This window comes from Paenibacillus sp. MAHUQ-45 (assembly GCF_058133325.1).
In genome coordinates this window covers 1-23,630 of record NZ_JBYUPV010000004.1, presented here as the reverse complement: position 1 = coordinate 23,630, position 23,630 = coordinate 1, and the positions used below count along the sequence as shown (strand labels likewise).

The 23,630-nt window shown below is 47.0% G+C and carries 19 protein-coding genes and 1 rRNA gene; 9 read left to right on the top strand and 11 right to left on the bottom strand.

The features are described 5' to 3' along the window. Window positions 1-49: 49 nt before the first annotated feature. The 10 genes from AC3Y23_RS10960 to rpmH form a co-directional block, all read right to left on the bottom strand. On the bottom strand, window positions 50-895 hold the full coding sequence (locus tag AC3Y23_RS10960; RefSeq protein ID WP_379198663.1) for a ParB/RepB/Spo0J family partition protein: 846 nt from the start codon (window positions 893-895) through the stop codon (window positions 50-52). Then, window positions 888-1,649: a ParA family protein gene (locus AC3Y23_RS10955; RefSeq protein ID WP_379198661.1), complete on the bottom strand. Its 762-nt coding sequence runs from the start codon at window positions 1,647-1,649 to the stop codon at window positions 888-890. The genes AC3Y23_RS10960 and AC3Y23_RS10955 overlap by 8 nt, the downstream gene beginning before the upstream one ends. Window positions 1,650-1,881: 232 nt before the next feature. Further along, window positions 1,882-2,697: a nucleoid occlusion protein gene (noc, locus tag AC3Y23_RS10950; RefSeq protein WP_379198659.1), complete on the bottom strand. Its 816-nt coding sequence runs from the start codon at window positions 2,695-2,697 to the stop codon at window positions 1,882-1,884. Between the two features lie 894 nt (window positions 2,698-3,591). Further along, on the bottom strand, window positions 3,592-4,314 hold the full coding sequence (gene rsmG, locus AC3Y23_RS10945) for a 16S rRNA (guanine(527)-N(7))-methyltransferase RsmG (protein ID WP_379198657.1): 723 nt from the start codon (window positions 4,312-4,314) through the stop codon (window positions 3,592-3,594). 3 nt (window positions 4,315-4,317) lie between these two features. Continuing rightward, window positions 4,318-6,204: a tRNA uridine-5-carboxymethylaminomethyl(34) synthesis enzyme MnmG gene (gene mnmG / locus AC3Y23_RS10940; RefSeq protein WP_379198655.1), complete on the bottom strand. Its 1,887-nt coding sequence runs from the start codon at window positions 6,202-6,204 to the stop codon at window positions 4,318-4,320. A gap of 228 nt (window positions 6,205-6,432) precedes the next feature. Continuing rightward, the gene (mnmE, locus tag AC3Y23_RS10935; RefSeq protein WP_379198653.1) at window positions 6,433-7,809 is read right to left on the bottom strand and encodes a tRNA uridine-5-carboxymethylaminomethyl(34) synthesis GTPase MnmE; all 1,377 of its coding nucleotides are present in this window, start codon (window positions 7,807-7,809) and stop codon (window positions 6,433-6,435) included. Window positions 7,810-8,161: 352 nt separating this feature from the next. Beyond that, complete coding sequence (gene jag / locus AC3Y23_RS10930; protein WP_379198651.1) at window positions 8,162-8,890, bottom strand: RNA-binding cell elongation regulator Jag/EloR; 729 nt, start codon at window positions 8,888-8,890, stop codon at window positions 8,162-8,164. Continuing rightward, the gene (locus AC3Y23_RS10925; protein ID WP_379198649.1) at window positions 8,887-9,771 is read right to left on the bottom strand and encodes a YidC/Oxa1 family membrane protein insertase; all 885 of its coding nucleotides are present in this window, start codon (window positions 9,769-9,771) and stop codon (window positions 8,887-8,889) included. The genes jag and AC3Y23_RS10925 overlap by 4 nt, the downstream gene beginning before the upstream one ends. 86 nt (window positions 9,772-9,857) lie before the next feature. Beyond that, window positions 9,858-10,208, bottom strand: coding sequence for a ribonuclease P protein component (gene rnpA / locus AC3Y23_RS10920; protein ID WP_379198647.1), 351 nt, complete (start codon window positions 10,206-10,208; stop codon window positions 9,858-9,860). A gap of 397 nt (window positions 10,209-10,605) precedes the next feature. Further along, complete coding sequence (gene rpmH / locus AC3Y23_RS10915; RefSeq protein ID WP_019914530.1) at window positions 10,606-10,740, bottom strand: 50S ribosomal protein L34; 135 nt, start codon at window positions 10,738-10,740, stop codon at window positions 10,606-10,608. 678 nt (window positions 10,741-11,418) lie between these two features. Between rpmH and dnaA the strand changes: the two genes are divergently transcribed. The 6 genes from dnaA to gyrB all read left to right on the top strand — a co-directional run bounded on the left by dnaA (window position 11,419) and on the right by gyrB (window position 17,949). Continuing rightward, window positions 11,419-12,765, top strand: coding sequence for a chromosomal replication initiator protein DnaA (gene dnaA, locus AC3Y23_RS10910; protein ID WP_379198645.1), 1,347 nt, complete (start codon window positions 11,419-11,421; stop codon window positions 12,763-12,765). Window positions 12,766-12,960: 195 nt separating this feature from the next. Beyond that, on the top strand, window positions 12,961-14,103 hold the full coding sequence (gene dnaN, locus AC3Y23_RS10905) for a DNA polymerase III subunit beta (protein WP_379198642.1): 1,143 nt from the start codon (window positions 12,961-12,963) through the stop codon (window positions 14,101-14,103). Between the two features lie 49 nt (window positions 14,104-14,152). Further along, complete coding sequence (gene yaaA / locus AC3Y23_RS10900; RefSeq protein WP_379199337.1) at window positions 14,153-14,380, top strand: S4 domain-containing protein YaaA; 228 nt, start codon at window positions 14,153-14,155, stop codon at window positions 14,378-14,380. 227 nt (window positions 14,381-14,607) lie between these two features. Next, the gene (recF, locus tag AC3Y23_RS10895) at window positions 14,608-15,726 is read left to right on the top strand and encodes a DNA replication/repair protein RecF (protein ID WP_379198640.1); all 1,119 of its coding nucleotides are present in this window, start codon (window positions 14,608-14,610) and stop codon (window positions 15,724-15,726) included. Between the two features lie 16 nt (window positions 15,727-15,742). Next, a complete protein-coding gene (gene remB / locus AC3Y23_RS10890) occupies window positions 15,743-15,991 on the top strand; it encodes an extracellular matrix regulator RemB (RefSeq protein ID WP_379198637.1) in 249 nt (82 codons plus the stop codon). Between the two features lie 47 nt (window positions 15,992-16,038). Continuing rightward, a complete protein-coding gene (gyrB, locus tag AC3Y23_RS10885; protein ID WP_379198635.1) occupies window positions 16,039-17,949 on the top strand; it encodes a DNA topoisomerase (ATP-hydrolyzing) subunit B in 1,911 nt (636 codons plus the stop codon). A 108-nt stretch (window positions 17,950-18,057) separates the two neighbouring features. Here the strand turns inward: gyrB and AC3Y23_RS10880 are convergent, their stop codons facing one another. Continuing rightward, on the bottom strand, window positions 18,058-18,912 hold the full coding sequence (locus AC3Y23_RS10880) for a YheC/YheD family protein (RefSeq protein WP_379198633.1): 855 nt from the start codon (window positions 18,910-18,912) through the stop codon (window positions 18,058-18,060). A gap of 302 nt (window positions 18,913-19,214) precedes the next feature. On the opposite strand from AC3Y23_RS10880, the gene gyrA reads away from it, so the two are divergent. The 3 genes from gyrA to AC3Y23_RS10865 form a co-directional block, all read left to right on the top strand. Next, window positions 19,215-21,749, top strand: coding sequence for a DNA gyrase subunit A (gene gyrA / locus AC3Y23_RS10875; protein WP_379198631.1), 2,535 nt, complete (start codon window positions 19,215-19,217; stop codon window positions 21,747-21,749). Between the two features lie 221 nt (window positions 21,750-21,970). Further along, on the top strand, window positions 21,971-23,068 hold the full coding sequence (locus AC3Y23_RS10870) for an HD-GYP domain-containing protein (RefSeq protein WP_379198628.1): 1,098 nt from the start codon (window positions 21,971-21,973) through the stop codon (window positions 23,066-23,068). Between the two features lie 395 nt (window positions 23,069-23,463). Continuing rightward, window positions 23,464-23,630: ribosomal RNA gene (locus AC3Y23_RS10865) — 16S ribosomal RNA — on the top strand; the annotation flags it as partial.

Here is a 23,630-nt window from a genome sequence, read left to right as displayed (position 1 = left end):
CCTTATCCGTTCCAGGATATCTCAGGATATGTTTTTCAATACCTAGTGCTCATAGGTTACCCAACAACTCCAAAAGTCTTTCCAAGTCTTGGGCGCTGTAGTAATTCAGCTCGATCTTTCCTCTTTCTTTGCCCTGCTTGATCTTAACGGTTGTCTTGAATCGTTCTCGCAACAACTCTTCAACATTATCGATATAAGGATCACGTTTCACGGTTTTCGTCTTGTTCGCGCCTGCCGGTTTGCGATCCAGATTTTTCACCGTTTCCTCAAGTTCCCGCACGCTCCACTCTTGCTCCACACACTGCTTAGCCAACTGTTTGACCAGTTCAGCATCCTTCAATGCGACGATAGCACGAGCATGTCCCATAGAAATTGTTCCACGTGAAACATATTCCTTTACTTCCTCTGGCAAAGATAGCAGCCGCAAGAAATTTGCGATATGCGATCTAGATTTTCCAACTTTGAGAGAAAGTTCCTCTTGAGTTAACGAGAACTGATCCATCAGACCTTGGTAGGCAACAGCGATTTCCATAGCATTCAGATTCTCGCGCTGCAAGTTCTCGATCAACGCAATCTCCATAACCTGCTGATCACTCAGGTTGCGAACAACCGCCGGGATGGTTGCTTTGCCACAGTATTGGGAAGCACGGAATCTGCGTTCCCCGGCAATAATCTCATACCCCTTTAGCACACTGCGTACAATGATCGGTTGGATGACACCATGTTGCCGAATGGATTCTGCCAATTCCTGAATGGCCTCTTCGTTGAAATCTTTACGAGGCTGATAAGGGTTAGCGCGAAGCTGTCCTAACGAGATTTCTACCACCTTATCATCTTCATTAATAGACAGGGACGGGATCAATGCATCCAGCCCTTTACCCAAACGCTTACTCATAAGAAATCACTTCCTTTGCCAACTCTAAATACACTTCCGCTCCCTTAGAGCGGGAATCATACGTAATGATAGACTGTCCATGAGACGGAGCCTCACTAAGCCGTACATTTCGTGGAATAATCGTTTTATATACCTTTTCCTGGAAATACTTCTTAACCTCTTCAATGACTTGAATTCCCAGATTGGTCCGAGCATCCAGCATAGTCAGTAGTACGCCTTCAATCTTCAGTTGAGGATTCAAGTTCTTCTGAACAAGTCGTACCGTGTTCAATAGTTGACTCAATCCTTCAAGCGCATAATACTCACACTGGATCGGTATAATCACAGAGTCCGCAGCAGTCAAAGAGTTAATGGTTAATATCCCCAACGAAGGCGGACAGTCAATAATGATGTAATCATAATTCGCCTTAACTGCATTCAGGGCTTTCTTCAGCTTGAGCTCCCGTGAGATGGTGGATACCAATTCAATCTCCGCACCTGCGAGCTGAATGGTGGCAGGAATGATATGTAGACCCTCAATTGTGGTCTCCAGAATCGTTTCCCCGGGTTCGGCTTCATTGATTAGAATATCATAAATGCAATTTGCTACATCTGCTTTGTTGATGCCAACGCCGCTGGTAGTGTTGCCTTGAGGGTCGATATCGACAAGAAGCACTCTCTTTCCCAGAGTAGCCATGCCGGCACCCAGATTCACAGAGGTCGTTGTTTTACCGACACCACCCTTTTGATTTGCTATGGCAATAATCTTGGACACTTATTTCACCTCGAATAGTTAGGAAGAGTCTTCTTGTAGGTCGCAAGTAGAAACGGCGTTGCTGACCTGATGGACAGCATCACTTTCTGCGAGAATTATAAGCAAAGCATCTATGGATGCCTTTCCGAAGAAGCAGGCGGTATAACATTATGAATATTCGCTGTACATCCTTGGCTAAGCCACAGAAAAGGCGACCAAACACCACCGGGTCGCCTTCAGCTATTGAAACAATTTATCTTTTAGGAATTTGGATTACAATCTCGTAATGGTCACCACGGTCGTTCTCCGACGTTTTGATTTCCATCCCCGAGCCTGACACCATATCAATAGATTGACGAATTGTATTAAGAGCTAGACGAACATCCTTTGTATAGGAAACCCGTTTTGTTTTTTTAATTTGTGATACTTCTTTATAAAATGCGATACGCGCTTCTGTTTGTTTAACATTCAATCCCTTGGAGATAATCTCCTCCAGAACCTTCAGCTGCATTTCCAGACTATCCAGAGACAACAATGAACGTGCATGTCTTTCTGTTATCTGGCGTTCCATAAGCGCTGTCTTCACTTCTTCAGGAAGCTGAAGCAGTCTGATTTTATTAGCGATAGTAGATTGGCTCTTACCGATCCGTTGCGCCAGGCTTTCCTGGGTCAATTGATGTAAATCAATCAATTTCTGATACGCGTAGGCTTCCTCGATAGCGGTCAGATCTTCGCGCTGCAGGTTCTCAATCAATGCAATAGAGGCCGCCTGGGAATTATTGAACTCGCGAACAATAGCTGGAATGGTCTCCATACCGAGCTTCTTCACAGCCCGCCAGCGACGTTCACCGGCAATGATCTCATACTGTGAATCGCGCATACGAACCACTATAGGTTGAATCACGCCATGTGTCTTTATCGTCTGGCACAGCTCGTCTATCTTCTCGTCATCAAATATCGTCCGTGGCTGATAAGGACTGCTGATGACCTCATGAACCGGGATTTGTTTGACCTCATCTCCGCTGCTCCGCTCGGTAAATCCAAAAAGCTTGGTGAATTGTTCTTTCATTCCGTTCATAACCACCTAATTTCGTTATAGTACGATCTTCTTGACCTTTTTCCCGGTAAAAGCATATCGTACAGCAATGGAAACTGCTCGCCTAGGCCAGCAAGTTCTTCCCTCTCCCCCGCTATAAATGCCGAAGAGAGCCTTATTCCGCTATAAAATTCTTACTATATTATTCTATCACTTTTTCTTCTATAATCCTATTCTCCGTAAAGACCTATTTTTCCTGCATTTATCAAATATGCGTCTCTTTACATTTCACAAGGAGGTGTCGTCTCTTGCATTGCTACTTTAAATATTGCCCTTAGACATAAGCCCTTCTCACCTTTTGCATAAGCCCCACTATTTTTTAAAGAAAAGGACATCTATTTATTGAACTTAAGGGACTAACTTTGGGATCGGCGTCGTTCCGGTGAAGCTTGGACTTCCGATCGCTGTAGTTCCCAGACTTCTATTTAACCCCTGCTAGCGATTGAAATACGAAGATAAGCTATGCTTCCGAAGCTAGCCTTCCTACGAAACAATTTCAGGGGATCGCTATCCCTCCTACAGTTACAATCTCCCCTTCACTCTTTCTCACTTTTCGTTTTCTTTCTTGAGTTCAGCTTATAATAGGCACCCCTCTCCATTAAGAAGCAAAATGATCCCTATCGCTCTCTCCGTTCAGCTACCACTCCCGAATAATCAAAGCAGGTGCTTTGTTCATTTCACATATGACGGCCAACACTTTAATGCCGTATACCGAAATCACAGTTTATGAACTGCTCACAAGGGAAGGCTCAGGATCTACAACACATTTTTGTCTTCATAAAAAAAGCCGCCCTCATCTTCAACGATGAGAGCGACTCTTGGGATATCACGATAAATCTATAGCTGCTGATGTTTCACGTGAAACATTTATACCAAAGGTGTCTTGGCGGGAATTCCCGCCTTACGCGGATACTTCGCTGGTGTAGTAGCTGTCTTACTAACCAGAATAATGTGCCGCGCCGATTCCTCTACAGGAAGTTTGAAAGGCTCTACCTTAATAAGTTGGCCTCGCAATTCCTTCAAGCTGTACTTGGCTTCCGTTAATTCCTCAGCAGGATCGCTGCCCTTCATGGCTGCGAAGACGCCATCCTTCTTGACAAAAGGAAGACAGAACTCGTTCAGCAGTGCCATCCGTGCCACTGCCCGGGCTGTCACTACGTCATAAGCATCGCGGTGAGCACCCTGTCTAGCGATATCTTCAGCACGTCCATGAATTAGCTGTACACCCTCCAGCTGCAACGTATCGCAGATATGCTGGAGGAATTTGATCCGCTTGCTGAGAGAATCCACAATCGTCAGCTTTAGATGGGGGAAGCATATTTTCAGAGGAATACCTGGAAAGCCCGCACCCGAGCCGATATCCGCCAAGCTTCCTCTCTCCTCCAGATTGAGGTAAAAGGCCAGCGAAATAGAATCGTAAAAGTGCTTGGTATAGACCTGATCTCGTTCGGTAATCCCGGTCAGATTCATCTTCTCATTCCAGGATACCAATTCTTGATAATAAAGCTCGAATTGATGCAGCTGAGTGGAATTCAGTCTTATCCCATGCTGCTCCAGAAGCTCTGTAAATTGTGCTACAGTCTGATCCATAACTTATCCTTTCGCCGCCGTCACCCGGTTATAATGCTCCAGATACACAAGGAGAATTGAAATATCTGCTGGAGTTACTCCGGAGATCCGGGAAGCCTGACCAATAGAGATTGGACGGATGTTGGAGAGCTTCTGACGAGCTTCCATGGCAATGCCGTGAATCTCATTGTAATTAATATCTTCAGGAAGCTTCTTCTTCTCCATCTTTTGCAGACGCTCCACATGCTGCAGTTGCTTCTCAATATAACCCGAGTATTTAATCTGGATTCCTACTTGCTCCTTCATGTCCTCGTCCAGCTCAACAGGAGATGGGGAGAATTGGTCGACCAAACTATAATCCACTTCCGGACGACGCATGAGGACAAGCAGATTGCTACCATCCACAATAGGCGCGGATTCATACTGTTCCAGGATGGAATTAATTTCTGTTGGCTTCACCTTGGTTTCTTGCAGGCGGATAATTTCACGCTCCACCCGCTCCTTCTTATCAAGAAAAGCATCATAACGTTCCTGCGTAATCAATCCGATGTCATAACCGATCGGCGTCAGACGCAAATCTGCATTATCATGGCGGAGCAGCAGACGATATTCAGCCCGCGATGTGAGCAGTCGATACGGCTCGTTCGTTCCCTTGGTTACAAGGTCATCAATCAGCACACCGATATAGCCTTGCGAACGGTCCAGGATAACAGGCTCTTTGCCTTGAACCTTGCGCGCAGCGTTAATACCAGCGATAACCCCTTGTCCTGCCGCTTCTTCATAACCGGAAGTTCCGTTAATTTGTCCGGCTGTGAATAAGCCAGGCAGACGTTTCGTTTCTAGAGATGGCCAGAGCTGGGTAGGCACCATGGCATCATATTCGATGGCGTAACCATTACGCATCATCTCTACTTTTTCCATACCCGGAATAGAACGAAGTATAGCCAATTGCACATCTTCGGGAAGACTGGTGGACAGACCCTGTACATAGTATTCCGATGTGTTTTTGCCTTCTGGCTCCAGGAAAATTTGATGCTTTGACTTGTCACTGAACCGGACTACCTTATCCTCAATGGATGGACAGTAACGCGGACCGGTTCCTTCAATAACTCCCGTGAACATAGGCGCCCGGTGCAGGTTGTCGTTGATGATCTGATGTGTCTCTTCCGAAGTATAAGTCAACCAGCAAGGAAGCTGTTCGTTATCGGACGATTTCGTTTCAAAGGAGAAGAACTTAGGCTTGCTGTCTCCCGGTTGAATCTCCGTCTTGGAGAAATCGATACTATCTTTGTGCACGCGCGGTGGTGTGCCCGTCTTGAAGCGAGCCAGTTCAAAGCCCAGCTCACGCAAATGCTCGGATAGCTTAATGGATGGTTGTTGATTGTTAGGTCCGCTCTCATACATGAGTTCACCCATAATCACCTTACCCCGCAAATAAGTACCCGTAGTCAGAATAACGGACTTGCTGTGATATTCCGTGCCAGTCTTCGTAATAACACCCGTGCACTGGCCGTCTTCAATAATTAGTTGCTCTACCATCCCCTGACGCAGCGTCAGGTTGGGTGTCTTCTCCATCGTTTCTTTCATCGCATGTTGATAGAGGAACTTGTCTGCCTGTGCACGCAGAGCATGTACAGCCGGCCCCTTCCCTGTATTCAACATCCGCAGTTGTATATAAGTCTTATCTATATTACGGCCCATCTCGCCGCCAAGCGCGTCAATCTCACGCACCACATGTCCTTTAGCGGGTCCGCCAATAGACGGATTACAGGGCATGAATGCCACCATATCCAGGTTGATCGTGATCATTAATGTACTGCAGCCCATTCGGGCGGCAGCCAGAGCTGCTTCGCATCCGGCATGACCGGCGCCGATGACGATTACGTCATAGCTGCCTCCATCATAACTCATGTCCTGTTTCCTCCTATATTATAATTAATGGCTCAACCTAAATGTGTCCTCCCAGAACATAGCGGAGGGTCGAAAAGATTCTGTAGAAACGAAGTGGCCGCCTTTAAAGACCGATTTCAACCATTAACCAAACACATCATGAAATCGGCATTTAACAGTGGTCGTAAGAACCTTTCGAACCTGTAACGGCTCTGTTCGTAAGAGATAACCTCAATTTTGGTTGTAAGCTTATTTACCCAAACAGAATTGCGAGAAAATTTGGTCGAGCAGCGAATCAGCGGCAGTATCGCCGACAATCTCGCCAAGCTGTTCCCAAGCCAGTCGCACATCAATTTGAATCATGTCGATCGGAATGAACTGCTCCGCCGCATCATAAGCATCCTGCAGCGATTTGTACGCTTTTTTCAGCAGGGCGATATGTCTGACGTTGCTCACATATGTCAAATCACCGGACTCCAGCTTGCCGCCGAAGAACAGTGTTGAAATAGCATCTTCCAGTTTATCCAGACCTTCCTCTTCCAGAACGGACATCGGAACAATACTGCTTTCTTCAAAATAGGTCAGCAGTTTGGCCTTATCTAATTTGGACGGTAAGTCCATTTTATTCATGATCACCAGGCATTGTCTACCGTGGATTTGTTCCATCAGTGCCAATTCGTCTTCATGCAGCTCTTCGTTGGCGTTCAGCACAAGCAGAATCAGATCGGCTCCGGTGACCGCAGCCTTAGAACGCTCCACCCCGATCTGCTCTACAATATCCATTGTCTCACGGATACCCGCGGTATCGAGCAGCTTCAAAGGAATGTTATTGATGGTTACATATTCTTCAATGACATCACGCGTAGTCCCGGGAATATCCGTAACAATCGCTTTGTTATCCCGAGCCAATGCGTTAAGGAGTGAGGATTTACCGACGTTAGGGCGCCCAACAATCGCTGTCGTAATACCCTCGCGAAGAATTTTGCCTTCACTTGCAGTCTTCAGTAATCTAGTGATACCTTCCATCACTTCACTACTCTTGTCCTTAATAAACTCAGCCGTCAATGACTCCACGTCGTGTTCGGGATAATCGATATTAACCTCTATATGTGCTAACGTCTCAATTAAAGTATGACGAAGGGCGTGAATTCGCTCCGACAGGGAGCCGCTAACTTGCTTCAGTGCTACTGAGAAGGCACGATCTGATTTGGAACGGATAAGGTCAATAACCGCCTCAGCCTGTGTCAGGTCGATTCTTCCTCCCAGGAAAGCCCGTTTAGTGAACTCCCCTGGCTCGGCGAGTCTGATCTCCTGCTGTAGCAGAAGGTCCATCACGCGGCGTACTGAAATAATCCCGCCATGGGCACTGATCTCCACAACATCCTCGGTTGTAAAGGAACGAGGACCCTTCATCACGGTCACCAGCACTTCTTCCATGGCTTCTCCGTTCTCAGGGCTGACGATATGCCCGTAATGAACCGTATGGGACTCCGCTTCTGTCAATGGAACCCTGCTGCGGAATAAGGGTGCTACCTGAGGGATAGCCTCCGGGCCGCTTACCCGAATAATGGCAATACCGCCTTCTCCGAGTGCTGTCGAGACGGCGGCTATAGTATCGCTGAACATGCTGTCTTTCACCTCGTTATATGACAAACTATATAAGATGAACTTAAGATACGAATATAAGGCTCAGTCGTCACTACGGAGAATGTTTGGACTTTCGGTCGCTGTTGTCCCCAGATTTCTTCTATATAAACCGCTTCTAGCGGTTGAAATCCGGGGACAGCTTGTGCTTTCGATGCCAGCTTTTCTACGAAAAGCTTTCAGGCGATCGCTATCGCTTCTACAGTTCCAAACTTCCCCTTCGTTCCTTCTCGCTTTTTGTTTCACTCTTTTATTCATCTAATATAATCTGTTTTATTTGTAAAAAAGCAATGACCCCTTAGTTTGGACTAGGAGTCATTGCGGCATATAGTCTCTACTTCAAAGTAATTACGACGCGGCGATTAGGTTCCTCGCCTTTACTGAGTGTGTTCACTTGCTTGTGATCCTGCAGTCTGGAATGAATAATCTTCCGTTCTTGAGGCGACATCGGCTCCAGCACCACCTCTTTGCGGGTGCGGACGACACGTCCTGCAAGCCGATCGGCCAGCTCCTCCAGCGTTTTCTTGCGCCGTTCCCGGAAATTCTCAGCATCCAGGACCAGACGAATGAAGCTGTCGGAATAGCGATTGGCTACGATATTCGCCAGATACTGCAAGGCGTCAAGCGTTTGTCCTCTTCTGCCAATGACCAGTCCAAGATCAGGACCGGATATTTGCAGAGTAGTCGATTCCTTAGTATGGACGATTTCTACTTCCACCGTGAGCCCCATGCTCTTGGCGACGTCCACAATGAAACGTACAGCTTGCTGGTAAGCTTCTTCCCCCGGTTGTCCGGAATCTTGGCGTGGTACACCGCCGATAGCCTCCTGTGTACTTTCTCTGGCTGACTGCTGAGGCACTGACGGAGCACTCGCCGCGGGCGCCGGTGCAGGGATCAAGGTCACTTCAACCTTGGCCTCTTTCGCACCGATCAATCCCAGGAATCCTCTTGAGGGCTGTTCAAGCACATTGACCGTAACGCGGTCCCTGTTAACTCCAAGCTGGGTCATTCCCCGTTCTACAGCTTCATCAATGGTTTTTCCTGTCGCGACGACTTTGCTCATTTCGACTTTTTAGCCCCCTTCGATGCCTTGCTGCCATTCCCTTTCGAGGAAGATGCATTCTTACTCTTCGCAGAGCTTACTTCCTTGTCATTAGCGGAGTTTACGACAGCGATTTTATTTTTATCGTTGTTGCGGTATAAGAAGTAGTTCTGAACAATGGTGTAGAGGTTACTATAGAACCAGTACAACGGAAGAGCGGACGGGAAATTATAGGACATGATGAAAATCAGGACAGGATATACCATCATCATGAACTGCATAGGTCCCTGCTGCTGCATCGGGTTCATCTTCGTCATCATGCGAGTCTGCAAGAATGTTGTTATCGCAGCCAATGCCGGGAGAATAAACAGATGATCCGGCTTACCAAGCTCTAACCACAAGAATGAATGCTCACGCAGATGCGGGTTGTAATAAATCGAGTTGTACAGCGCGATGAAAATCGGCATTTGTACGATTAGCGGCAGACATCCCGCCATTGGGTTAACCTTGTTTTCCTGGAAGAGACGCATTGTTTCTTGTTGCACTTTTTCAGGTGTGTCTTTATATTTTTTCTGGATTTTCTGGAGTTCCGGTTGTATGGCCTGCATCGCACGCGAACTCTTTACCTGTTTCATCGTAAGCGGCAAGATCAGCGTGCGCACAATAAGAACCATAACAAGTACGGCTAGTCCATATTGTCCGTTAAACCACTTTGCGAATGTGTCCAGCGATATAGCAAAATAATAAACAACGTTACTTTGCCAGAAACCGCCATTCTTTAAATCCTCCGTAGTGTGTGTAACAGTGGCTGACGGAGCGCAACCGGACAAGACAGCGATCATCAACACCATTACAGCGATGAGGAAGAACCATTTTCCTCGTCTAGTCTTCATTAGAGACACTTCAAAACCCCTCTCTTGAACATTCCATTGCACCGTAAATCATACCATAATTATGAATACAAATAAACAAGCCTCTTCGGCCCTTCTTATTTGCGAGAAGCCTTGAGTAGCTTGGCTTTGCGAAGCACATGGAGCACACTTTTCTCAAGTTCTGCGTATTCCATGGACAGAGCCCCTTTTCGCACAATAAACACCAGATCCAGGCCGCTTGCGATCTCTGGCTCATGATGCCTAACGATCTCCTTCACGACTCTTCGCATCCGGTTGCGGACAACAGCGTTCCCTACCTTTTTGCTGACTGACACCCCAAGCCGGAAACGCTCCACCTCTTTTCTATTGAACCAATACACCACGAATTGGTGGTTGGCAAATGACTTTCCATGTCGATATACGCGACTGAAGTCGGCGCGGTTTCGTAATCGCAAACTTTTGTGCACGAGAATCTCCTTACTTGAAAAGACCGGTCTGTTTTAGGCGTTCCGGAATTTTTCCTTCTATTTAGTAGTATACTCACCCGGCGATAGCCGTAAACGGCAGCTTGTACATAGATTGGGCAGCCTGGCTTAACGGTCCGACAATTCGGATTACTTCCTATATAGGTACATATACGAATAGCCCCACAAAGTGTAGCCGACGCATACTAGCGTAATCTAGACCTTCGCAGGGTTTCACCGGAAAAGTATGAATGTAACAAGCGAAAAACGGGTACCGCCCTTTCCGAAAGACGATACCCGTTTCACCTCTGAACTATAAGAAAGCGGAGTACGAATATAGATCAAATACTGTCTTATATGTTGAAAAAAAGACCACCGCAGTGGTCCTTAATGGCCTAACTTACGCACTCAGAACTTTTCTGCCTTTCAGGCGGCGAGCTGCCAGCACTTTACGGCCGTTTTTCGTGCTCATTCTTTTGCGGAAACCATGTACCTTCTTGCGTTTGCTCACATTCGGTTTGAACGTCGGTCTCATGTATTGCACCTCCCTTACAGGATCTTAATTACTGTCATATCTAAGCAGAAACGGCTTGGCCGTCCTTAAAGTAGGGACAGTATCTACAGTATCATCATTTAAATGGTTGAAGACATATCCTCACAGAAAACACCTTTATATATTTAAACACAACACACGGTCAAAAGTCAACCTGTCTTTGCAGTCTTCCTCTCCCTCTATATAGAACGTTATTATCCACAATCCCCATCCGTCAAAAAAATAATCCACAGCGTTCTACACTTATCCACCTGTGATTAAAAAAAGAAGTCGATTGTCCGCAGACTAGAACAACCTGTGTATAAAAATATCGAACGTCTGACAGTTCCTGTCGAACGGTGAACACTTTATCAACAATATGTAGTGTTGTTCTTAAATTTTGTACACAAGTGATTGAATTTGTGGATAAAATAGCCCGAATCATTGAAAAACAGGGGTGCTTTTGCTATGATGGTATTACTTTTGAATGTGAATAGATTTGATTGCTCTATATATTATCAACAAGCTGTGGATAAAGTTGTGAACAATTCAAATTTATCCATATTTTTTTGTCCCTTCATGCTGTGCATTGGGGATAAATATCAGCATCTATATATTTTCTTCGACATTTCCACTTCATGGCTGATGCCACATTTGGAAGATTTAAAGGAGTGACAGTCTGTGGACAGCCATACTTCCGAATTATGGCAGCAAATATTATCAATCATCCAATCCAAACTGAGCAAGCCGAGTTTCGATACCTGGTTTAAGGCCACCAAAGCGTTAACCTTCAACCAGCAGGCACTCATTATCTCGGCTCCGACAACATTCGCAGTAGAATGGCTGGAAAGTCGCTACACCAAGCTGGTGGGAGCTACAGTTTTGGAAGTTACCGGACAACAAGTGGATGTCAAATTCGTCATTGAGGAGAACAAGCCGGCTGAGCTGATCATTCAGCAGTCCGCCCCTTCCCCTGCCGTATCGCGCGAAGAGGCGCAGACCCATTTGCTCAATCCCAAATATACCTTTGACACGTTCGTCATCGGTTCGGGCAACCGTTTTGCCCACGCGGCTTCGCTGGCCGTCGCCGAGGCGCCGGCCAAAGCCTACAACCCCTTGTTCCTTTACGGCGGAGTGGGTCTCGGAAAAACCCACCTGATGCATGCGATCGGCCATTATGTGCTGGAGCATAACCCCAACAACAAGGTTATTTATATTTCCTCCGAGAAATTCACGAATGAGTTCATCAACTCCATCCGTGACAACCGTGGGGAAAGCTTCCGCAACAAATACCGCAACGTAGACATTCTGCTTATTGACGATATTCAATTCCTGGCCGGCAAAGAATCCACGCAGGAGGAATTCTTCCATACATTCAACGCCCTGCACGAAGAGCGCAAGCAAATCATTATTTCCAGTGACCGACCGCCAAAGGAAATCCCAACCCTCGAGGAACGGCTGCGTTCCAGGTTCGAATGGGGTCTTATTACGGATATTCAGCCGCCGGATCTGGAGACACGGATCGCAATTTTGCGTAAAAAGGCGAAAGCCGAGAACCTAGATATCCCTAATGAAGCGATGATGTACATTGCTAACCAGATTGATACGAACATTCGGGAGCTTGAAGGTGCACTAATTCGGGTCGTTGCCTATTCTTCCTTGACCAATCAGGATGTGACGACTCATCTGGCAGCCGAAGCGCTGAAGGATATCATTCCATCCAGCCGTCCGAAGATGATTACCATCGGTGATATTCAGCAAAAAGTCGGTGAATACTACAATTTGCGCCTGGAGGATTTCAAGGCACGCAAACGCACGAAAGCCGTAGCTTTCCCACGCCAAATTGCCATGTATCTCTCCCGTGAATTAACGGATTATTCGTTGCCTAAGATCGGTGAAGCCTTCGGGGGACGCGACCATACGACCGTCATTCACGCACATGAGAAAATAACGCAATCACTAAAGGTCGATCAGGAGCTATACAAAGTGGTAAATAATCTTGCGGAGAAAATTAAAAATCCTTCCTAAGAGGAATACAGAGCCTATACACAATCTATACACATGTGGGTAGGCTTAATTTTATGCGGCTTGCGAAGGTTATCCACATATTAGACGCCCCTACTACTAATACTATTAAATAACTTTAATAATTCATCATCTATAACAAGCGTGAATGCCACACGGCATAACGCAACTTTCCCATTTTCAGCTAGGAGTGAAATTATGAAGATCAGCATTCTCAAAAACGAACTCAACGAATCCATTGGACATGTATCCAAAGCGATCTCCAGCAGAACGACTATTCCCATTTTGACCGGGATTAAGCTAGAGGTTACCCATCAAGGCGTAACTTTGACAGCAAGCGACACTGATATTTCGATCCAGTCGTTTATTCCTGCTGAGAATGACAGCCACACCATCGTAAAAGTTGAGCAGCCAGGCAGCGTTGTGCTTCCAGCTAAATTTTTCGTCGAAATCATCAAAAAATTGCCGTCCAAAGAAATCCACATGGAAGTCAAAGAAGGCTTCCAAACCTATATCTCTTCCGGTTCCACCGAGATTCAGATCGTAGGACTCGACCCAGAAGAATTCCCGGTACTGCCAAACATCGAAGAAAATGATATGATCTCTATCCCAGGCGATTTGCTCAAAAATATGATCAAGCAGACGGCATTCTCCATCTCAACTCAGGAAACAACACCGATTCTTACGGGGATTCTCTGGAATCTGAGCGATAACGAGTTCAAATTTACCGCTACAGACCGTCACCGGCTCGCTACACGGGCAGCCCATTTGGAGGGAACAGAGAATGTTCATTTTTCCAATGTTGTAATTGCCGGTAAAACCTTGAACGAACTGAGCAAAATCATTCCGGACCAGAATATGCTGGTGGATATTGTCGTAGCCGATAACCAGGTGCTCTTCAAAATCGACAAAGTGCTGTTCTATTCCCGCATCCTGGACGGTATTTATCCGGATACTTCTAGAATTATTCCAACGGCATACAAAACAGAACTAACTTTGGACACAAAAAAATTAAGCGAGTCCATTGACCGTGCTTATTTGTTGTCCCGTGAGGAAAAAACGAACATTGTCCGCATGCAGACCCTGGATCAGGGCGGCATCGAGATTTCCTCCAGCTCCTCAGAGCTGGGTAAAGTGCGTGAAGAGCTGGAGACCATTGATTTTAAAGGGGAACCTTTGAAAATCTCCTTCAACTCCAAATATATGCTGGATGTGCTCAAAGTTATCGAAAGCGAGCAGCTTGTCATTGCCTTCACTGGAATGATGAGTCCGATTATTTTGCGTCCGCTGGATGACAGCCGCAGCATGTATGTGATTTTGCCATATCGTACGACTAACTAAAGTCACTGTTCACGAGTCTGTGGATAAGTGGTGGAAAGGATAAAAAATGATAAAAAAAATACTTATCCACAGTGGATATATTAAGCTGGACCAATTTCTAAAACTGTCGGATTGTGTATCCACAGGGGGAATGGCCAAGGCTCTGTTGCAGGAAGGGCTTGTCATGGTCAATGGGGAGAAAGAAGAACGCCGGGGCAGAAAGCTCTATCCAGGTGACCGCATTGAAGTGCAGGATGAAGGCACGTTCGAGGTTATTGGCGGCGAAGTGCAGAAATAAGAGGGGGAAGCCCCCTAAAGATCAGAGCGGCTCTTCGGAGTCGCTTTTTTTTAGTTCCAAGAACGGCCGGCATTTGCGAGACTACAACAATCCGTGTTTTTGGTATAAAATAAAGCTTTAGGGCATTTATGCTCATGGACGCTTCATGGACCATATAATTCTCGTTTTACGAAATAAGCTTTGCAGCATAAACTCCACGCTTGTGGGGTCTTGGGAGGAACCATTTCGTGTTTGTTAAAAATATCGGCCTGCAGCATTATCGCAATTACGGGCTGCTGCGTCTGGAAAGCCTGGGGGATGTGAATCTGATCCTCGGTCAGAACGCCCAAGGCAAAACAAACCTCATGGAGGCCTTGTTCGTCCTGGCGATGACCAAAAGCCACCGCACCTCCAAGGATCGTGAGCTAATCTCGTTTGATGCTCCTGCCGGCAGTGCACAGATCTATGCCGAGATTGGGCGTAAATACGGGGATTTGAAGCTGGAGCTCAGTCTCTCTGCCCAAGGGAAGAAGGCGAAGGTCAACGGTCTGGAGCAGCGCCGGCTGAGTGAGTTCGTAGGCTCGCTCAATGTGGTGATGTTTGCTCCAGAGGACCTGGAGATTGTCAAAGGTACACCGGGTGTTCGCCGCCGTTTCCTCGATATGGAGATCGGACAGGTGCAGCCAGGATATCTGTTCCACCTGCAACAGTACCAGAAAATTTTGGTGCAAAGAGGCAATCTGCTGAAGCAATTATGGGGTAAGCCAGCTGGCGGAACGGAGATGCTGGAGATTTGGGATGCCCAACTTGTAGAGCATGGTGTTAAAATCGTCAAAAAAAGGAAAGAATTCATAAAGAAGCTGCAGATCTGGGCGGAAAGTATCCACAAGGGAATTACAAATGGTGGAGAAGAGCTCAAATTGCGCTACGTACCCTCTTTTGGCGAGAGAGAGGAAGAAGATGAAGCTGTCTTATTAGACAATTTTATGTTAAAGTTATCACAAACGAGAGAGCAGGAAATCAGGCGCGGCATGACGCTGACGGGTCCCCATCGGGATGACCTGTCCTTTTTTATCAACGGAAGAGAAGCCCAGGTCTACGGTTCCCAAGGACAGCAGCGCACGACAGCCCTGTCGCTCAAGCTGGCGGAAATCGAGCTGATCCATGAGGAGATCGGGGAGTACCCTGTGCTGCTTCTTGATGATGTGCTGTCCGAGCTTGATCCTTATCGCCAGACTCAGCTTATTGAAACCTTTCAAAGCAAGGTGCAGACCTTCATTACCGCTACGGGAATTGAAGGTCTGCATGCCGATAAATTAAAGGGCGCAAGCCTATATCATGTCCGTGACGGACAAGTGGAGTTATAAAGAGCGGAGGAAGCAGATGTATATTCATTTGGGCGGGGAAAAGATCATCCGGTCATCAGAGCTGATTGCTATATTTGATATTTCGATTGAGAAATCTTCCAAGATATCCAAACAGTTCGTCATCCAGTCCCAGCAGGATAAGAAGCTGGTCCGGATTGGTGAAGAGGAAGCAAAATCTATTGTCGTAACCAAGAATAGCGTGTATTACTCCCCCATTTCCTCCTCCACTCTCAAGAAAAGAGCCAAAATGCTGTTGGAAATATAGCTCTACCACAGTAACAAAGAGATAATCTGAAAGAAGTAGGTGAAGGCATGTCAATGAATCAACCGACATATGATGAGAGCCAGATTCAGGTACTGGAGGGGCTGGAAGCGGTTCGGAAACGCCCGGGCATGTACATCGGCTCTACAAGCGCCAAAGGTCTGCATCATTTGGTGTGGGAGGTCGTAGATAACAGTATCGACGAGGCGCTGGCAGGTTATTGCGACCGGATTCAAGTGATCATACACGAGGATAACAGCATCACCGTTATCGACAACGGGCGGGGAATCCCTGTAGGGGAGAACACGAAGCTCAAGAAGTCGACGCTTGAAGTGGTTATGACTGTTCTGCATGCTGGTGGTAAATTCGGCGGTGGCGGATATAAGGTATCCGGCGGTCTGCACGGTGTAGGTATTTCCGTAGTAAACGCTTTGTCGGAGAGAGTTGTTGTATCCGTCAAGCGTGAAGGGCATATCCACCAGCAGGAATACAGACGCGGTGTGCCGCAGTACGATATCAAGATTACCGGTGATACGGAAGAGACGGGTACGAAAACTACGTTTCACCCGGACCCGGAGATCTTTACTGAGACGACGGTTTATGATTATACAACGCTACTCACTCGTATTCGCGAACTAGCTTTCCTGAACAAGGGAATTGAGCTTTCGCTCACGGATGAGCGCACTGGTGTCTCTAATGCGTTCAGATACGATGGTGGTATCGTGGAATATGTGAAATATCTGAATGAGAAAAAAGAAGCGTTGCATGAGGAGCCTATCTACGTGGAAGGCTCACGGGACATGATCCAAGTTGAGGTAGCGCTGCAATATAACGATTCCTACACGGAGAATATTTATTCTTTTGCCAATAACATTAATACGCATGAGGGCGGAACCCACGAGTCGGGCTTCAAAAGCGCTTTGACACGTATTATTAACGATTATGCCCGCAAATCCGGCGTGATCAAGGACGGCAATTCCAATCTGACCGGGGATGATGTACGGGAAGGCCTGACAGCGATTATTTCCGTCAAAATCCCTGAGCCTCAGTTCGAGGGTCAGACGAAGACCAAGCTCGGCAACAGTGAAGTCCGCGGTATTGTGGAATCCCTGTTCGGAGAGAAGCTTCAGGAATTCCTGGAAGAGAATCCGGCAGTATCCCGCCGTGTGCTGGAGAAATCCTTGCAGGCTTCACGTGCCCGTGAAGCTGCGCGTAAGGCTCGTGAGCTGACTCGCCGTAAGAGTGCGCTTGAAGTCAGCGCCCTGCCAGGTAAGCTAGCGGACTGTTCGTCCAAGGACGCTTCTATCAGTGAGCTGTACATCGTCGAAGGTGACTCTGCTGGAGGATCGGCCAAACAAGGCCGGGACCGTCATTTCCAAGCGATTCTGCCGCTGCGCGGTAAAATCCTGAACGTAGAGAAAGCTCGTTTGGATCGTATTTTGTCCAACGCTGAGATTCGGGCGATCATTACCGCTTTGGGTACAGGTATCGGTGATGACTTCGATCTGTCTAAAGCGCGTTACCACAAAGTTGTTATTATGACAGACGCAGACGTTGACGGAGCTCACATCAGAACATTGCTGCTGACGTTCTTCTACCGGTACATGCGGAAATTGGTAGAGGCGGGGTACATCTACATTGCCCAGCCGCCGTTGTTCAAGCTTGAACGGAACAAGGTTGTACGGTATGCCAGTTCCGAAAGGGAGCGCGATGAAATCATTGCCGCTTTCGGTGAGAACGTGAAGGTCAATGTCCAGCGCTATAAAGGTCTGGGCGAGATGAATGCAGAGCAGCTTTGGGATACAACCATGGATCCTGAAAGCCGGACCATGCTGCAAGTCACGATTGAAGATGCGATCCTGGCTGATAGCATCTTCGACACACTGATGGGCGATAATGTTGAGCCGCGGCGTGACTTTATTCAAGAGCATGCCAAATCCGTCAAGAACCTTGACGTGTAGGCTGAACAAGAATAACAAGTATCAACAATACAGAAACCTCCGGTTGCTATTCCGCTCGGGATAAGCAGCCCGGAGGTTTTCTTTTTTAGATAATGATCATAGAAGATGTCATAGTGCCTTACTACGGGAAGAAACAGTGCCCGCTGATTTCTTGAGTCTTCCGTAGGCGACTGCATTACGGTGGATTCTGCGATAGATGGATTTGTCGGGGAACTGCTTGAATACAACGATGGAGGGGAGGGTGTTCACCTCTAGGAGCCACATGTCATGGTGTTGGTCCAGAGCGACATCCAGGCCGATTTCTTTGATTCCCGGATAGGATAGCTCCAGTTGCCTCGCGATTTGAACACCGAGCTGCTTCAATTGCTTGATGGCGGAGCTGGACTCGGTAGGGTCCATATGCTCTTTGAATAAAGTATTCACCTGGAGAATGCGCCCTCCGCTGTGATAATTGGTCACGATTTTATGCGGTGCTGCGACCCGGCCAAGCATACCGGAGGTTTCCCAGGTGCCGATTGGCGTTTTCTGGGTAAGAACCCGCAGGTCGAATGGGCGGTCATGATGCTGCAGCAGCTCGATTCCCTTTTGAATCAGATAGAATTTGCCCTGCGTCCGTCTTAATATAGCTTCATGCAGTTCCTGGGAAGAAGCGAAGATTTGCGCTGTTTTGTTGAAACGCAGAATGTACATGGTTTTCTCTTCCTTCCGAACTGCCTTGCGATGATCGCTGTCGTCACCGTGAATGCTGGGCGCTAGGGAGACCATTCGCTGTTCGGCTCTCATCACACCGGTGCCATATGTCCCTCGGTCAGGCTTAACATACACTGTTGCGTGGATGGCCAGCATTTCTACAAGTGTAGGGAAGCTGTATTTGCGAGTATCAGGAATATAGTTTGATAATGCGGGATTGAGAAGGATTGCAGTTGTTTTAGCCCATTTGCTGGAGACCCGTTGAATTTTCATCATTCTCCTCCTTAGGGAGCCTAATCTCCTGTGGTTGAAATTTCAGGACAAGCTCTTTAAACAATGGTATAATACAAGGATATGGGATTATGCTTTATTGGACGAATACAGAACGATATAAGCTATCTTTCTCTCTATACAGTCTATGTGTGGGGGGCGTTCGCGGAAAGGGCATATACCCTTACAGGAACAAAAGAAATCAGGTTTAAAAGATAAAAGGCTATTATGTTTAATTGTGCTACTTTTGTGAAAGTAATATAATAAAGGGTAGCGGTTTTTTAACTGAAGGAGGTCCAGCACTCATGGCTGAACAAAATAACCCGCAAATCAAAGACCGGGACATTGGGGTGGAAATGCGCGATTCATTTATGGATTACGCAATGAGCATCATTGTCAGTCGAGCTTTACCCGATGTGCGGGACGGATTGAAGCCGGTTCACAGGCGCATTCTGTTTGCGATGTCGGAACTCGGAATGTCTCCGGATAAACCCCATAAGAAATCAGCGAGAATCGTCGGTGAGGTTATTGGTAAGTACCACCCTCACGGTGACTCTGCCGTATATGAAACAATGGTACGTATGGCTCAGGATTTCTCGATGCGTTATATGCTGGTTGACGGTCACGGTAACTTCGGTTCAATCGATGGTGATATGGCTGCTGCCATGCGGTATACGGAAGCGCGTCTGTCCAAAATCGCAATGGAAATGCTCCGGGATCTGAATAAAGAAACTGTAGATTTCGCTCCCAACTATGATGGTGAAGAGCACGAGCCTGTGGTTCTGCCTTCCCGTTACCCGAACCTGCTTGTCAACGGTGTATCTGGTATTGCTGTAGGTATGGCTACCAATATTCCGCCGCATAACCTGGGAGAGGTTATTGATGGGGTACAGGCAATGATCCGTAATCCCGAGATTACGCCAATGGAATTGATGGAATATATTCAAGGACCGGATTTCCCTACATCGGGATACATTTTGGGCCGCGAAGGGATTCGCCAGGCTTATCGTACAGGCCGGGGCTCGGTTACGATGCGTGCCAAGGCTACGATCGAAGAGAACAACGGCAAGGCGCGTATTATCGTGCATGAGCTGCCGTATCAGGTCAATAAGGCGCGACTCGTTGAGAAGATCGCCGAACTGGTGCGTGAGAAGCGGATTGACGGTATTACTGACCTTCGTGACGAATCGGATAGAACGGGTATGCGTGTCGTTGTAGAGATGAGACGTGACGTTAATCCAAACGTGGTACTGAATAATCTTTACAAGCATACTTCGATGCAGTCTACATTCGGAATCAATATGCTGGCGATTGTGAACAACGAACCGAAGATTCTTAATCTGCGCGATGTGTTGTACCACTATCTGCAGCATCAGATTGAGGTTATTCGTCGCCGTACAGAGTTTGATCTGAAAAAAGCGGAAGCCCGTGCCCACATTTTGGAGGGTCTTCGCATTGCACTTGATCATCTTGATGAGGTCATTGCCCTCATTAGAGCTTCCCGTACGACAGACATCGCACGTGAAGGATTGATGAGTACCTTTAGCCTCAGTATTGAGCAGGCTCAGGCTATTCTCGATATGCGGATGCAGCGTCTGACCGGTCTGGAACGTGAGAAGATCGAGAACGAATATAATGAGCTTTTGGCTAAAATTGCGGAATACCGTGAGATTTTGGCTAACGAGCACCTTGTGCTGGAGATTATCAGCAACGAGCTGCAGGAGCTACGTGATAAATATGCCGACAACCGTCGTACAGAAATCACCGTTGGGGAAGAGAGCATCCTGGACGAGGATCTGATTCCACGTGAAGAGGTTGTCATTACTATTACGCATACCGGCTATATCAAACGTCTACCAGTGACAACTTACCGCAGTCAAAAGCGCGGGGGCCGCGGCGTAATCGGTATGGATACGAAGGATCAGGATTTCGTGGAGCATCTCTTTGTGAGTAACTCCCATAACTATCTGATGTTCTTCACCGATAAGGGTAAAGTATACCGAATCAAGGCTTACGAGATTCCGGAGCTCGGCCGCACGGCACGGGGGACGCCGATCATCAACCTGATCCAGATCGAGCAGGGAGAGAAGATCAGTGCGGTTATCCAGGTAGAGGATGCAGATAGCGATAAGTACCTCTTCTTTGCCACTCGTGAAGGTATCGTTAAGAAGACGCCTCTCGAAGACTATAACAACATCCGCAAAGGCGGTTTGATTGCTATCAATCTTCGTGAAGAGGATTCTCTGATTGAAGTGAAGCTGACCGATGGGCAGCAGAATCTTATTATCGGTACAGCGCGCGGCATGTCGATCACGTTCTCCGAGAACGATGTACGGTCGATGGGACGGAGCGCAACGGGTGTCAAAGGGATTACCCTAGACAGCAACGATCATGTTATCGGTATGGACAGTGTCGATCCGGAGCTTGAGGTGCTGATCGTAACGGCTAAGGGATACGGTAAACGTACACCAGCCGGGGATTATCGTTCCCAGACGCGTGGTGGTAAGGGGATCAAGACGATCAACCTTACAGATAAGAACGGTCTGGTGGTTGGCCTGAAGGTCGTTAAGAAGGATGAGGACCTGATGATCATTACGACCAGCGGTACCTTGATCCGTACCAGCATGGATGGTATTTCTACCATGGGTCGTTATGCACAAGGTGTTAAATTGATCAATATTCGCGAAGACGATGCAGTGGCTACCCTTTGTCGGGCCGACAAGAATGAGGAGGACGATTTGTCTGAATCAGAGGAAGGCGTAGAAGGACAGACTACAGAAGCAGACGTAAGCGATGAGTCCGTTACAGAGATCAAGAACGAAGATGATCATCTGGAATAAAGTATGTATGAAGAGTGGAAGTTTCTTTTATAGAGACTTCCACTCTTTTTTATATAAAATTCAAGATTACCCTGCCTTATACTGGTCGCTTGCTCCCTTACATACTATAATTAGGGATATGGTGAAATAAGGAACTTCGGACTGGAATCAGCCGGACGTCATGTGTTTCAAACTACAAGAGTGTCACTATTAATGGGTTAGCGAATAAAGGGGCTGAGCTTATGCCATACATAGCGGTTGGAGAAGTTAAACCAGGTTCGAAAATTACACAAGATGTGGTCACACCGTTAGGAGGAACATTGTTTCCTAAGGGTAAAGTATTGCTGCCACGTGATATGGAGATTTTGCAGGCTTTTTTGATTCAACAAGTGGAGATTGAAGGCAGCGAGAGTGAGACCAAGGTCAGTGAGCCGGTCAAGTCTGGCAATAAAGCAGTTACGGCGAAAACAGGTTCGCTCATCAATGAGTCAACACTGTCCAAAAACTCGGTTTTACATGATGAATATGACAAAATGGTAGCTCTCATTAAGAGCTGCTATCGTTCTGCTGCGGCAGCACCCCTCCCTATCCTTGAATTGAGAAACCAACTCGAAATACTGATCGGCCATTTGAAGGAATATCATGTTCTGAAGTTTGCGCCGCGGACATTGAATGAACAGGACTACAATTACCATAATGCCGTGTTGTCGGCGTTGACTTCATACAAGATCGCTCAGTGGTGCGGTCATCCGCAAAAAGATTGGCTGCAGGCTGCCTTCGCAGGATTGCTGCATGATATAGGAAACGTAAAGGTAGATCCTTCACTGCTACTGAAGCCTGAATCCTTAACGGATGAAGAGAAGGAAGAAGTGCGTAGACATACCACCTATGGTTATCAGTTACTGCGTAACGTTACGGCGATAAATGAAGGTGTGAGACTTGCCGCATTGCAGCACCATGAGAAGGTGGATGGGTCAGGCTACCCACTTCGGATGGAAGGCAGTCAGATTCATGTGTACGCCAAGATTGTAGCTGTAGCGGATATCTTCCATGCTATGACACTGGAACGAGCCTACAAGAAGGCACAGTCGCCTTATCTTGTGCTGGAGCAGATCTTAACCGAGAGTTTCGGGAAGCTAGACCCGGCCATCGTTCAAACCTTTATTCAGAAGTCGACAGAGCTATATAACGGGACCCGGATCCGCCTCAGTGATGGTCGCCATGGAGAGATTATCTTTACGGATCGCACACACCCTACCCGGCCTATGGTACAGGTGGAGGGCAACATTGTTAACCTCGCCACCGAACGTGAGCTATATATTGATGAAATCATTGCTTAACTGATAGTGAAGCTGTACGGCTGCTATATATCCTGGGCTTTTGATAGCTTTCAAGGAGAGAGAAATAGGGATATATCGCAGCATTATAGTTTTTCTAAAAAAAGACTTGCAATGAGTTGCTATACATGGTATATTCTAATTCCGGCCAAGAAATAACGATGCCGAGCTCGAAAATGAAGTTCGAAAAAAGAAATTCAAAAAAGAGCTTGACATTAAAACGTCGGACATGATATAGTATAAGAGTTGCTGCTGAGACATTAAGCAGACGACGAGAACAGCTTGATCTTTGAAAACTGAACAACGAGTGAGTATCGAATTCACGCAAGTGGATTCATAAATGAGAATTTAATTCTCGTCAGATGTTTCAAAATGAGCAATCGCTCTTTCTAAATACCTATTTGGAGAGTTTGATCCTGGCTCAGGACGAACGCTGGCGGCGTGCCTAATACATGCAAGTCGAGCGGAGTTGATTTGAAAGCTTGCTTTCAAATCAACTTAGCGGCGGACGGGTGAGTAACACGTAGGCAACCTGCCCCACAGACTGGGATAACTACCGGAAACG

Bases quoted from the DNA above. Each gene is read 5' to 3' on its own strand.
- AC3Y23_RS10960 (WP_379198663.1), bottom strand. From the start codon at position 895: ATGAGTAAGCGTTTGGGTAAAGGGCTGGATGCATTGATCCCGTCCCTG.
- noc (WP_379198659.1), bottom strand. From the start codon at position 2,697: ATGAAAGAACAATTCACCAAGCTTTTTGGATTTACCGAGCGGAGCAGC.
- rsmG (WP_379198657.1), bottom strand. From the start codon at position 4,314: ATGGATCAGACTGTAGCACAATTTACAGAGCTTCTGGAGCAGCATGGG.
- mnmG (WP_379198655.1), bottom strand. From the start codon at position 6,204: ATGAGTTATGATGGAGGCAGCTATGACGTAATCGTCATCGGCGCCGGT.
- mnmE (WP_379198653.1), bottom strand. From the start codon at position 7,809: ATGTTCAGCGATACTATAGCCGCCGTCTCGACAGCACTCGGAGAAGGC.
- jag (WP_379198651.1), bottom strand. From the start codon at position 8,890: ATGAGCAAAGTCGTCGCGACAGGAAAAACCATTGATGAAGCTGTAGAA.
- rpmH (WP_019914530.1), bottom strand. From the start codon at position 10,740: ATGAGACCGACGTTCAAACCGAATGTGAGCAAACGCAAGAAGGTACAT.
- dnaN (WP_379198642.1), top strand. From the start codon at position 12,961: ATGAAGATCAGCATTCTCAAAAACGAACTCAACGAATCCATTGGACAT.
- remB (WP_379198637.1), top strand. From the start codon at position 15,743: ATGTATATTCATTTGGGCGGGGAAAAGATCATCCGGTCATCAGAGCTG.
- gyrB (WP_379198635.1), top strand. From the start codon at position 16,039: ATGTCAATGAATCAACCGACATATGATGAGAGCCAGATTCAGGTACTG.
- AC3Y23_RS10880 (WP_379198633.1), bottom strand. From the start codon at position 18,912: ATGAAAATTCAACGGGTCTCCAGCAAATGGGCTAAAACAACTGCAATC.
- gyrA (WP_379198631.1), top strand. From the start codon at position 19,215: ATGGCTGAACAAAATAACCCGCAAATCAAAGACCGGGACATTGGGGTG.
- AC3Y23_RS10870 (WP_379198628.1), top strand. From the start codon at position 21,971: ATGCCATACATAGCGGTTGGAGAAGTTAAACCAGGTTCGAAAATTACA.